10 protein-coding genes and 4 pseudogenes are annotated in these 11,836 nt (G+C 40.0%); 8 read left to right on the plus strand and 6 right to left on the minus strand.

Going from position 1 to position 11,836, the window contains the following annotated elements; all coding sequences use genetic code 11:
- Window positions 1–122 precede the first annotated feature (122 nt).
- The 3 genes from J7545_RS03105 to J7545_RS03115 are packed head-to-tail and all read right to left on the minus strand — an operon-like array spanning window position 123 to window position 2,219.
- Complete coding sequence (locus J7545_RS03105; RefSeq protein WP_271944612.1) at window positions 123–518, minus strand: HEPN domain-containing protein; 396 nt, start codon at window positions 516–518, stop codon at window positions 123–125.
- Entirely contained in the window at window positions 515–838 is a 324-nt protein-coding gene (locus J7545_RS03110) for a nucleotidyltransferase domain-containing protein (protein ID WP_271944614.1), read from the minus strand. Before J7545_RS03110 ends, J7545_RS03105 begins: the two co-directional genes overlap by 4 nt.
- Window positions 819–2,219 carry an NB-ARC domain-containing protein gene (locus tag J7545_RS03115; RefSeq protein WP_318698970.1) on the minus strand — a complete coding sequence of 467 codons (1,401 nt, stop codon included), beginning with the start codon at window positions 2,217–2,219 and terminating at the stop codon, window positions 819–821. Before J7545_RS03115 ends, J7545_RS03110 begins: the two co-directional genes overlap by 20 nt.
- A 222-nt stretch (window positions 2,220–2,441) precedes the next feature.
- Here J7545_RS03115 and J7545_RS03120 point away from each other — a divergent pair, with 222 nt between their 5' ends.
- The 4 genes from J7545_RS03120 to J7545_RS03135 are packed head-to-tail and all read left to right on the plus strand — an operon-like array spanning window position 2,442 to window position 6,324.
- Entirely contained in the window at window positions 2,442–3,956 is a 1,515-nt protein-coding gene (locus J7545_RS03120; protein ID WP_318698971.1) for a carbamoyltransferase C-terminal domain-containing protein, read from the plus strand.
- Window positions 3,957–3,989: 33 nt separating this feature from the next.
- Window positions 3,990–4,625, plus strand: a complete 636-nt coding sequence (locus tag J7545_RS03125) for a hypothetical protein (RefSeq protein WP_318698972.1) — start codon at window positions 3,990–3,992, stop codon at window positions 4,623–4,625.
- A 3-nt stretch (window positions 4,626–4,628) separates the two neighbouring features.
- Window positions 4,629–5,123 carry a hypothetical protein gene (locus J7545_RS03130; RefSeq protein WP_318698973.1) on the plus strand — a complete coding sequence of 165 codons (495 nt, stop codon included), beginning with the start codon at window positions 4,629–4,631 and terminating at the stop codon, window positions 5,121–5,123.
- 25 nt (window positions 5,124–5,148) lie between these two features.
- Entirely contained in the window at window positions 5,149–6,324 is a 1,176-nt protein-coding gene (locus J7545_RS03135) for a glycosyltransferase family 4 protein (RefSeq protein WP_318698974.1), read from the plus strand.
- Here the strand turns inward: J7545_RS03135 and J7545_RS03140 are convergent.
- Window positions 6,321–6,553 (minus strand): annotated as a pseudogene (locus tag J7545_RS03140) (UPF0175 family protein). The gene J7545_RS03135 and the pseudogene J7545_RS03140 sit on opposite strands and share 4 nt — an antisense overlap.
- Before the next feature lie 14 nt (window positions 6,554–6,567).
- On the opposite strand from J7545_RS03140, the gene J7545_RS03145 reads away from it, so the two are divergent.
- The 3 genes and pseudogenes from J7545_RS03145 to J7545_RS03155 all read left to right on the plus strand — a co-directional run.
- The gene (locus J7545_RS03145; RefSeq protein WP_318698976.1) at window positions 6,568–7,059 is read left to right on the plus strand and encodes a transposase; all 492 of its coding nucleotides are present in this window, start codon (window positions 6,568–6,570) and stop codon (window positions 7,057–7,059) included.
- Window positions 7,060–7,169: 110 nt separating this feature from the next.
- Window positions 7,170–7,613, plus strand: a pseudogene (locus J7545_RS03150) (transposase); the annotation flags it as partial.
- Between the two features lie 36 nt (window positions 7,614–7,649).
- Window positions 7,650–8,237 (plus strand): annotated as a pseudogene (locus J7545_RS03155) (DUF362 domain-containing protein); the annotation flags it as partial.
- 57 nt (window positions 8,238–8,294) lie between these two features.
- On the opposite strand, the gene J7545_RS03160 reads toward J7545_RS03155, so the two are convergent.
- Window positions 8,295–9,377, minus strand: a complete 1,083-nt coding sequence (locus tag J7545_RS03160) for a tetratricopeptide repeat protein (protein WP_318698977.1) — start codon at window positions 9,375–9,377, stop codon at window positions 8,295–8,297.
- A gap of 310 nt (window positions 9,378–9,687) precedes the next feature.
- Between J7545_RS03160 and J7545_RS03165 the strand changes: the two genes are divergently transcribed.
- Complete coding sequence (locus J7545_RS03165) at window positions 9,688–11,304, plus strand: radical SAM protein (RefSeq protein WP_318698978.1); 1,617 nt, start codon at window positions 9,688–9,690, stop codon at window positions 11,302–11,304.
- Between the two features lie 148 nt (window positions 11,305–11,452).
- On the opposite strand, the pseudogene J7545_RS03170 reads toward J7545_RS03165, so the two are convergent.
- A pseudogene (locus tag J7545_RS03170) lies at window positions 11,453–11,641 on the minus strand (hypothetical protein); the annotation flags it as partial.
- Window positions 11,642–11,836: the final 195 nt, after the last annotated feature.

Consider the following 11,836-nt stretch of genomic DNA (forward strand, 5'->3'; position numbering starts at 1 on the left):
GTTAACGAAGATTCATGACTCTAGATATAGGGGACGTTTGGCGATCGCCATAGAGAAAGGCAGCGAGCAAGATGCTCACACTCCTCTATGACCTCATTTTTAGCTGTGTCACGGCACTACTGCTATGGTGAATATGGGGGCAATGAATCGATATTTCCTAAAGCAAAATTCAGCATTTCTTCCCCCTGAGATACCAGTTGTTCCACATCAGTTTCTGAAATATCGAGTTCGGTGTTGTAATCAGCTCTTAATCGGATTCTTTCCGCATCAATGAGATAGCGATGTAGCTCAACCGGAATGCGATTAGTGCGAGCAAATATCCTACCAAAAGCGGCGATAACTGCTGAATGTTTAGAGTAGGACAACCCCTCGCCTTCTAAAAATGCTGTGGCAATGTAAAACATAGCGTAGTAAGTGCGCGATGCCGCAAAATCGGGAAAACCTGTACGGTTTAACTCTCTGGCAGCTTGTAGACTGCGATTCGCTTTTTCCAGCAATTTTTGCTGTTCTGGTGTCATAAGGGTATTCCTTCTCGGCGGATGTTACGAAAGAAGCTATTGTTATACTCTTGGAATTGGCGACTACTGGCTAAAGCACAGCTTATCAAGGTATTATGTTCTAAGCATAAATCGGCAATAGTTTTGCTGATTCTGTTGCTCTCTTCAGAATATTGAAAGTCTTGTTTCAGAATGATTAAAATATCGATATCTGAGTCAGATTCTGCATCCTCTCTTGCTTGAGAACCATAGAGAATAATTTGGTCAATTTGCTGACCATATAGGGTTTTCAGTTCTTGACAGGTTTGGTTTAAGATAGTGTTAAGAGTTTCTTTGGTCATCTTTGATTTCAACCGGTGATCTTTCCAAGTGTTTATCATTACCGTGCAAAGCGCTATAGTGTTTAATCACGGGTTCTAGAATCAACTGGAGGTGTTTAGAGTCTAGAGATTTTTGAATAAAGCCCCGTTTTCTTAAAGAGTAAATGGTGGCTAAAAGATTGAGGTCTGAGGGAAATGGTTCTGAAGGAAGGTTAGACAGATCGCTGATGTACTCTTGATGAGCTAAGTAGGATAATAGAGATTTTTCAGAAGCAGATAAACGCTCATAATGGTCTCTGATAATAAGTTCTATATCGCCTAAAAATAGCTGAGAATAAGATAGGAATTGGACGACACTACCATTAAATAGGTCTTGGATCGTAGCAGCAATAATGTTAAGCCATGAAGGATTTTGACTGTAGCGGTTGATGAGTTCTAACCATTGCTCTGGATCGTTTAATCCTCTATTTTGTAAAATCTCTTGCGCTAGTTCGATAGAACCGGATAACAGGAGACTATGACAAGGACGATTTTCGGCTTCTAGGGTGGCTATTTCTGGGGGTTGTTCCCAACTGAGGAGCAGTACGCAACTGTTGTGGGGCGATCGCCCAATATCTTGCAGCAGTTTACCATAATTTTGGTATTCGGGTAGGTAACGCCCAACGAGTTCACCGGGAGTGAGGGTTTCCTGGAAGTCATCCAGGATAATGAAGCAACGGTGCGATCGCAAGTAGTCTAGTAGTGAGCGATGTTCGGTTGCTTCTCCTTGGGAGAGGAACTGGGTTAAGTGGGTTGTGAGGGCATTAAGATGGGGAAAGGTGCGATGACTGTACCAGATGAGGCGATCGAAATGCGCTGCTATCTCGTCTACCAGTTGGGTTGCAAGGGCTGTTTTGCCCATCCCCGATAACCCATAGACGCTGATAATGGCGCTATTTTCGTTGAGTATCCAGTGTTTGAGCGTGTTGAGTTCCTCTGTACGGTGGGGATAGAGGCGATCGTATTTGGGGATGTGGGTGCGATCGTGAATTTTATTTGGTTGATTGACTATAGAATTTAATTCCTTTTTTCCAGTTTCACCACAAAGATGGATCTCACTTCCAAAAAATTTACTTTGTGCAAAGTTACCAACGCTTGAATTAGAAATATAGTATCTTTCCATTGCAGCGCGGAGATTAGATTTATTAACTTTTTCCTCCAACTCTTCCGATAAAAACTTGTACAACTCACCCGCCACTCTCTTCACATTCGCTTCGGTACAGTGATATTCATCCGCTATTTCCCGATACTTCTGGTTATTCCACACCCCCATCAACACTGCCTGCTCCAGATTATTCAAGTGCGATCCCGTTTTCTCCAGCACTAGCTCATCAGCCCAGTCAATGATTTTTTTGACATCCATTACAAACTTCACACATAAAACTTTGTACATTTTACCGCTTTTGTGAGTCTTTTACAACTTTTCTTGACTAAACTAGACTTTTATATCACAAAATAAAACAACTTAGAAACTGAAATTATATTCTATAATAGTCTTTTTTTGACTTGAAAAAAGTTGAATAAAGTTTACCATGAAATTGAAGTATTAAATACAACTACATCCTAGCTTAGGGTTCCATGGACTATGCATTACATTGCAGTAGCTGAGAATGCACATGATTCTTGTATCACAATTGCCAATGATTGCAATATTATTTTACATTTAGAGATAGAACGCTTTTTCAACCACAAGCGCTACAGATTTAATAAAAGTTCTAGATTGTTTTCAATGATTTCTCTGCTTATTCATGAGCTTAAAATCAATGACAATATCAAATTTATTATTAGCAGACACAATGGAGAAAAATTATATCCTGAAGTGATTGAATACATTTATAGAAATTTTCCCAAATCACAGATAGAAGAAGTGCAACATCTAGATTGCCATGCATCCTTCTGCTACCTTACCGATTTTGATGACGCGTTAGTTTTAGCAATGGATGGTGGTGGAGACTATCGAATCCCCCTACATAAAGCAAACTGTTTTGTCTATCATTACAAAGACAAAAAGTTAAACTTTATAGGATCTCCATTTAATCAAGGTTTTGATGGATTTGATGGCAAGCTCTGGGCAATCATTGCTTATAAACTATTTAATGATGTCAACGCTGCTGGCAAAGTAATGGGTTTAGCAGCATATGGTGAATTTAGCGAACAATATAAAGAGGTATTTTTAAATAATAAGTTTTCTCATTTAGGATGGGTATTTGATCGGGAGTCTTTAGATAGGCTTTGTAGTTATTTAGATGTTCAAACCCCACATGATGCAGCTTCTCTAGCTTTTACACTGCAAAAAATGTATACCGAAAACCTAATTAGTACACTACAAAATTATAGACATTACTCAGATAATTTGGTTCTAACAGGAGGATGTGCGTTAAATGTGATCGCCAATACTAAGCTAGGCGAAGCATTAGGATATAAAAATATTTATGTTCCATCTTGTCCAGGGGATGAAGGACAGTCTCTAGGGGCATTATTATACCACTTTGGTTCTCAAAATAAAAAAATACCTATCACTAACCTTCCGTATTTGGGTCGGGGAATTGAAAATAGTCCTATTTCTGATTCAATTTATAAAAAACTAACTGAACTAATGCTAAATGGCAAAGTTGTTGCTTGGCATATGGGACGCTCTGAAACTGGCCCTAGAGCGCTAGGACATAGAAGCTTATTAGCCATTCCAACGACAATGGAATTAAAAACTATTGTTAGTGAAAAAATAAAAAAAAGGGAATGGTTTCGACCGGTTGCACCAGTTGTGTTAGAAGAGTATGCTTCGGACTGGTTTGATGTCCAATATAGTTCTCCTTATATGTCATTTACTGCCAAAGCTAAACCCAAAACCAAAGAACTTGCTCCTGCAATAGTTCATGCAGACGGTACAAGTCGTATTCAAACTTTATCTCGATCCCATAATCCTGAACTACATGAATTGATTTCAAGAATCTATGAAATCAATGGAATCCCTATCCTTATGAATACTTCATTAAATTGTGCTGGTTTTCCTATTTGTGATACAGAAGAACATAGTCAAAATTTCTTTGTTTCTACAGATGTTCATATCTTGAATATTAATGGCAAGATTTATATCAAATAACTAATCTAAATTTTTGAGGGGACTAGAAACGCAATGCAAAAAATACTGATCTATGCTGCTCCTTTTTCTTATGGGCCAACAGGCAAGGCTTTATCTTTAGCAAGTCACTTAAAAGATGATTACAATATTGATTTTGTTGCCTATGATACTAGCTGGGAACTAATTGCCTTAGATGGCATGAGTATTTCAAAAAAAAGTCGGCTTATCCCACTAGAGAATTTAGATGATAAAACACTCTTACAATATTCTTTGATTATAAGCTGTAGTGATTTAAGTTTAGCATTAAGAGCTAAAAGTTTAGGCATCAAATCAGTCATGTTTGACTCTGTTTTTTGGTGGCGCTCCCCGAATATAGAAGACATTATTTCAATAGATGCTTATATAATTCAGGATTTTTTAGGTGTTGACCATGCAATTAAATTACTTGGTAAACAACCTTCTAATCTTTATAAGGTAGGTGCAGTATTTAGAAAGAACATCGATCAAATCGAGAATAGATCTAATTCCAACAAGCAAATACTTATCAATTATGGTGGTATTGAGTCACCATATATTAAAGTTCCTAAAAATTCAAAATATCCTTTCATGATTACAGACTCTTTATCACAGTTATTCACAGATAAATCAGAATTTAAATTTATTGTAACCGGCAAAAATCATATAATGTAAGCATTGGCTAATAGATACAAAAATTATGGGAACGTTCGATTTGAAACTCTAGAACATCATATTTTTCTGTCCTGTATTGCAAGTAGTGATTTAGTAATTACAACACCAGGAATTGAAACTTTTTATGAAACTGTTTACTTTGTAAAAAGATCTGTACTACTACTGCCACATAACTCTACCCAATATTTACAACTTCTGGCGTTGATAGATGCAGGAATTGAAAGTCCTGTATGTACTTATAATTATTATGGTAAAAACTATACATACAAACGACATATTAATGAATCTGAAGAAGTCAAAGCTGTGCTTAAAAATTTTAACGATATTTATTCTTATCCGCTACATTTAAATAAATACATAGACAACTTATACCAATTAATTGAAAATAGATTGATTGAGCCTGATATTTATGAAATCAATAAACAACAATATTTAAAAAATATTGGAACCAATGGTGGCCAATCAATTGTGAAAATTGTTGAAGAGCTAATTAACTAAGATTTTAGTTCAATCAGGAAATTTTATGAAAATTTTATTGACAATGCATATGCCTTATTTGCCTCCATTAGGCGGAGCGAATAAGACTATCCGATATTTAGCTGAGGAATTAGCATTACGAAAGCATTCAGTAGTCGTTATTGTACCTGCTTTCGGAGACCCTCCGGGTGGCGTGACAAAAGATCAATTTTTCAATGAGCAACAAAAACTTAGTATCTGTTCTCATCTCAATCAAGGAGCATATATATTTTCTCTTAATTATGTCCAAGTTCATGCTGTAGCAGATACCATAAATCTTAGTGATTATTTAAATAATGAAATACAGAAATTTCAGCCTGACTACATAATAGTTACGACTGAGGATACTACACAAGAACTACTAAAAACGTCTCTAAATCTTAAAAAATATCCTGTGATTTGTTTGGCACAGACACCATCATTATTACCCTTTGGTTCTCATTCTTTCTATCCAGATAGACGAAAAACATCTGTGTTAAAACAAGCAGATGCATTTATAGTTAATAGCTACTTTCTGTCTAATTATGTTCGTCGGTGTGTCGATATTAAAGTAATTCCTATCTATTTACCTGCTTATGGCAAACTACCCTTTCCAAATTTTGCTAATTTTGAAAAGGGTTTTATAACCTTGGTTAATCCATGTGACTTTAAGGGAATTTCAATATTTATAAAACTAGCCAATCAATTTCCTGATTTAAAATTTGCAGGTGTTCCAACATGGGGAACAACTGATCGTGAACTATCTCTCCTTCAAGCAAATTCAAATGTTTCTATACTTCAACCATCTTCTGATATCAACAAAATCTTATCTAAAACTCGTATTTTATTAGTTCCTTCACTATGGCTTGAAAATATCCCACTGGTTATCATTGAGGCAATGCTTAGAGGTATTCCTGTTATTTCTAGTCAAGTTGGAGGAATTGAAGAAATTAATCTAGGAACTGGTTTTATACTACCAGTGAATCCAATTACCAAAGTTACTCATGGTTTCAAGCAAAATCAAACTATGATTCCGGTTGTACCCACTCAAAATATTAAACCTTGGTCTGACGCTATTATTCAACTTACTTCAAGTAGAGAATTATACTATAGTCAATCTCAATTGGTCAGAATTAGAGCTAATAATTTTATTGATTCAATTAAAATTGAAAATCTTGAAAATCTCCTAAATTTACTTGATTAAGTCCGATTTTTTTCTAACGTTTGCAAGGTTTTTATATCCTCTTCAAATTCTTCAACATCATAATCAATACAAATACCGCGACTAGCAATTTCTTTCTGAAACTCTAACAAGTGCATTCCGGCTAAATGACGCGCTTTGCCTATACTAATTCTATCTTGTTGGAAGAGCATAATCGCGCTTCAGACATTTCAGAAGCTTGGAGAATATCATCTGGAATGAGAACAGCCATGTTTTAATTATCCCGTGAATGGTTTAGACTCGATCGTAGCTTACAGCGCTTCGCGCTGTAATGAGGTACAATATAAGGTGAAGAAATGTGATAGGCAGGAAGAGGCAATGAAAGCATATTCAGTAGATTTACGCGAAAAAATAGTCAAAGCTCATCTAATCGAAAAAGATTCAATTAGACAAGTAGCCGGGAGATTTGCGGTGAGCAAAAGCCTAGTACAAAAATTGGTAAAGCAACAAAAAAAAGAGGGAAATGTAGAGCCAAAATGCCCAGGAAAGCCACAGTTAAGTTATCTCAATAATGCTGAAGCGAAGGAACTTGTCCTTGGGCTGGTAGCAGAACATCAAGATGCTACTTTAAGTGAACTGTGTGAAGGGTTTGCCAACCTGACGGGAAATTGGGTAAGTCCGACCGCCCTGTGCCGGTGTTTGCAAAAGCTAGGACTATCTCGTAAAAAAAAACGAGATACAGTAGCCAAGCGGCAACAGAAAGAGGACAAAAATTGAGAGTAGAATATTGGCAAAATGTTAAAGAAGTAGAGCCAAAAAACCTAGTTTTTATAGACGAAACGGGGATTCTTCTGGGAGAAAATCGCCCTTAGGGGCGTTCGGAGGTAGGGACAAGAGTCAGAGAAATGAAACCCTTTTATAGAGGGTCAAAAGTCACCTTAGTTGGTGCAATTACTCAGGACAAAGTTTTAGCTTTGATGAGCATTGATGGCTCTTTAGACACCGCCGCTTTTAAGGTATTTATTGACCATTTTCTCGTTCCTAAACTCTGGCCAGGGGCAGTCGTTGCTATGGATAACTTGGCGATTCATAAAAGAGAATCTATTAGGGCAAAAATTGAAGCGGTTGGTGCGAGTGTCATCTATTTATCTCCCTACTCTCCAGATTTTAATCCCATTGAAATGTGGGGGTCACAACTGAAGTCTTTTATTCTCGATTTTGCTGCGACTACTCCCGCTATGATTGATACTCTTCTGGCTGTAGCCCTTGACTTAATTAATCCGAAACATTTAAGAATAGGGTTGGCTCATTGTTGTTACTGTACCTCATAACAGCGCGAAGCGCTGTATCAAACAGAGGGCGATCGCTTTGGGCATTTGTTGCTGTCTAAAGAAGCAATGGATGCGGATGTGGTAATTAATTTACCGAAGATTAAGGCTCACCAACAATTGACGATGACGTTGGGAGTGAAAAATCTATTTGGCTGTGTGCCTGGAAAAATGAAGGCTTGGTGGCATATGCAAGCCGGGAAAAGTCCCCAGGAGTTTGGAGCGATGTTGGTGGAAACAGCTCGGACTATTGCGCCAAATTTAACGATTCTTGATGGTATTATTGCCCATGAAGGAAATGGGCCAATGAGGGGTATTCCCCGGTTCCTGGGTATTTTAGGAGCATCTGAGGATGTGTTTGCTCTGGACTTAAACGTTTTGGAAATATTGGGAGTCGATCCGATGGAGGTTCCCACCCATGTGGCCGCTTTGGCAGCCGGCTGTTATGCTCAGAAGCAGGTAGAGTTTCCGTTGTGTAATCCGCAGGAATTGGCGATCGCCAATTGGAAGTTACCCGATAAGATCCAACCCATTGATTTTGGGATGCCCAGGGTCATTAGATCTACGTTTAAACATCTATATATTCGGTTAATAAAAGAACCGATGAGCGCCTATCAAAGGGAGTAGGTAAGGGGTAATAGAGAATGAACAATTGAGCCGCTATTCCCTATTTTCTATTCCCTACTAAGCTAAAGCTTGCCGTTGCTCTCGGTATTGCTCAACTTTAAGTAAGTCACCGAGGGCACTACAGGCTACAATTAAATTCCCTAATGTTTGCCCCGTTAAGCGTTTATCTTTGAGGTGTAGGGCAATTTGTAGGCGCTGTTCATAATAGCGAGTCGCTTCGTGATAGTTTCCTAAAGCATCGTGAGCTACCCCTAAACTGCCTAGGGTTTGTTCTTTCATGCGTTGGTCTTTCACTTTTTCAGCAAGCTGTAGTCGTTCTTCGTAATACGTAATGGCTTGGCTATAATCTCCCAGAGTGTGGAAGGTATTGCCTAAATTTCTCAATACTTTGGCACTTAAACGTTGATTTTGGGTTTTACGAGCTAAGTCTAATAATTGTTCATAATAGTGAATGGTTTGCTCAGAGTTGCCTAGGGAATGGTGGGCATTAGCCAGGTTTCGTAGGATTTGGCTTTGCATCAGGGGGTTGTCTTGTTCCCGAATCAGGGTTAAACTCCGAGCTTGATATGCGATCGCTTTGGGTAAGTCGTTGAGAGCTTTGTAGACTAAGCCCAAATTGTTTAAGCCCACGGCTAATAAGCAGTTGTCTCCCATCTCTTGTGCCAGTTCAATGCTGCGACTTTCAGCGGTAATGGCTTCTGTGTAGCTTCCTTGATGACGGTAAGCATTGCCCAGATTTCCCCAAGTTTGGGCTTCTAGGCGCACATTGCCCAATTGTTGGGCTAATTTTAATCGTTGTTTTTGATATTCGATAGCGCGATTATAGTCCCCTTGGGCATAATAGGCATGACTTAAATGGCCCAAAACTTGACTAATCTGTTGATGGTTTTCCAAGCTTTCGTAGAGGGCTAAACACTCTTGCCAGTAGGTTTGAGCCGCTTCAATGTTTCCTTGCTGCTGACAGGTACTGGCTTGTTCAAAGAGGAGATCGGCTCGATCTCCCAACGCGATCGACGATAAACTCTCTACATTAAGCGCTCCTTCGTCACGGGGAATTAATGTATCTCGATGTACCCCCTCTCGATGAATACTAACCACGGTTTGCGCTTTTCCCTGTAAATGAGTCGATCTGGATTTCATTGTTTTGGCTACTCCCTTCTAACTGGCTCACTCGGTTTACCCCCTTAGAATGCACCCGATTAATATAAAGAAGGGTATACTTTCAGGATAACTGATGAGGGTAGACAAAAACTCAGTATTTTCACTTATTTTTTACCTATTCTTTAAAAAAGTGAGACTTAGATCAATTAAAAGTTTTGCACTTCCTCATGAGAGCTTAACCCTATTTTTGAGGCAATTTCTATCAATTTGACAAAAGTCCGATTTTTTTGTATTGTCATACGGTAGATTGCCCTATTTGCGATCAGAATTAAACTAACCGCATTTTTCCTTGTCTATCCCCCTACATGAAGAACAGCTTTTATTCGCTCCAGTATCCCCTGAAAGCACTGCTATTCCGGTAATTTTTGCCTTTCCTAACACCTACAGTATCGGTATCACCAGTTTAGGCTATCAAGTGATTTGGTCGCAGTTGCGTGAGCGATCGCAGGTGGCAGTGAGCCGTTTATTTACAGATGGACAGGAAAAACTCCCCAGACAGGTTGAACTGGTTGGTTTCTCCTTATCCTGGGAATTAGACTATGGCAATATTTTGCTGTTGCTTGACCAACTCGGTATACCCAGGCGCAGTGAGCAGCGTCAACAGCATCATCCCCTAATTTTTGGGGGTGGACCCGTATTAACAGCCAATCCTGAACCCTTTGCTGACTTTTTTGATGTGATTTTATTGGGAGATGGGGAACAGTTATTAGGCGAGTTTATTGACCGCTATCAAGAGGTGCGGGCGGCATCCAGGGGCGAGAAATTGAGATATCTGGCTCGGGCAGAAGGAATTTATGTGCCCAGTTTATATGAGGTGACCTACGAGAGTCCAACAGGAGAACTCGCCACAATTACGCCCCTTGAGGATACCATTCCCGAACGGCCAACGAAACAAACCTATCGCGGTAAAACCCTCCTTTCCTCTAGAGTTGTTACCCCACAAGCCGCATGGGAAAACATCTATATGGTGGAAGTTGTGCGATCGTGTCCAGAACTCTGTCGATTTTGTCTCGCTAGTTATCTCACCCTACCCTTTCACACCGCTAATCTTCAAGAAGGATTAATCCCCGCCATTGAACAAGGGTTAAAATTGACCAACCGACTCGGATTATTAGGTGCTTCAGTCACCCAACATCCTGAATTTAATGCCCTGCTCGATTATCTGAGCCAACCGCAGTATGACCAGGTGCGTCTGAGTCTAGCTTCTGTCCGCACCAATACGGTTACCGAAAAACTCGCTCGTATTCTTAGTCAACGGGATAGCCGCTCCATTACCATTGCCATCGAAAGCGGATCGGAAAGACTGCGGGCGATCGTCAATAAGAAACTGCAACAAGAGGAAATTATCCAAGCTGCGATTAATGCCAAAGCAGGAGGACTGAAAGGGATTAAATTTTATGGCATGGTGGGTATTCCTGGAGAAGAAATTGAGGATTTAGAACCTACTTTAGACTTAATGCAAGAATTGAAAAAAGCCGCGCCCGGATTGCGCTTAACCTTGGGATGTAGTACCTTTGTTCCTAAAGCCCATACTCCCTTTCAATGGTATGGGGTAAACCCGCAAGCCAAGAAGCGATTAAAGCTCTTACAAAAAGGTTTAGGAAAAATTGGCGTGGAGTTTCGCCCAGAGAGTTACAACTGGTCGGCGATCCAAGCTCTAATTTCCAGGGGCGATCGCCGTCTATCTCACATCCTAGAATTCACGCAAAATTCCGGGGATTCTCTAGGGAGTTATCGGCAAGCATTTAAGCATTTTCAAGGACAACTGCCCCCGTTAGAGGATTATGTGCATCAAAATTGGTCAACCGAAAAAGTTTTACCCTGGCAACATATCCAAGGAACTTTATCTGTAGAAACTCTAAAACAACATTTAGCCACCAGTCAGAAGATACAGCGAGAGGAGTAAACTTGATGTTCAATACCCCAATGTTGATAAATTATTTTGCCTAAATGTTGAGCATCTGGGGGTAAGCAGAACAAGTTACAGCAGTTTCCTCTGCTATGAGGTACATGAATGACGGTTTTTAACAATATCTAGAACAGCTCAGAGCTTCTACCAAGTCTGTTGTTTGCTGCGCGGAGGCGCCCGGGTAGCGAGTAATGATCTTCGCTTGCTTGATGGTGAACGCCGGGTCCTCCAGCTTGCCCATCTTCTGAAAGCCCCAAAAGCCGCCGACGACCAGAATGACCACCAGCAACCAAGACACCACGGGGTTATTGACCGAGTAAGCACCTATGTTCATTGCCAAACTCCTCGGTCTTACTGCGGATCGCCGGCGCGAGGCACCGCTTGCTCTCGCTTGGGCATGCGGGTCACCACCATCCCAACGGCAAGATTAGCAGCGCCAACAGCCACGATTTCGGTGCCCGGTACAAGACCGGATAAGACCTCGACCTCATTGCCGCGAACACGTCCAACTTTGACCGCTGCATGGCTC

The sequence above is a fragment of the Roseofilum sp. SBFL genome, assembly GCF_017746885.1.
Taxonomy (GTDB): Bacteria; Cyanobacteriota; Cyanobacteriia; order Cyanobacteriales; family Desertifilaceae; genus Roseofilum.

Bases quoted from the DNA above. Each gene is read 5' to 3' on its own strand.
- J7545_RS03105 (WP_271944612.1), bottom strand. From the start codon at position 518: ATGACACCAGAACAGCAAAAATTGCTGGAAAAAGCGAATCGCAGTCTA.
- J7545_RS03110 (WP_271944614.1), bottom strand. From the start codon at position 838: ATGACCAAAGAAACTCTTAACACTATCTTAAACCAAACCTGTCAAGAA.
- J7545_RS03115 (WP_318698970.1), bottom strand. From the start codon at position 2,219: ATGGATGTCAAAAAAATCATTGACTGGGCTGATGAGCTAGTGCTGGAG.
- J7545_RS03120 (WP_318698971.1), top strand. From the start codon at position 2,442: ATGCATTACATTGCAGTAGCTGAGAATGCACATGATTCTTGTATCACA.
- J7545_RS03125 (WP_318698972.1), top strand. From the start codon at position 3,990: ATGCAAAAAATACTGATCTATGCTGCTCCTTTTTCTTATGGGCCAACA.
- J7545_RS03135 (WP_318698974.1), top strand. From the start codon at position 5,149: ATGAAAATTTTATTGACAATGCATATGCCTTATTTGCCTCCATTAGGC.
- J7545_RS03160 (WP_318698977.1), bottom strand. From the start codon at position 9,377: ATGAAATCCAGATCGACTCATTTACAGGGAAAAGCGCAAACCGTGGTT.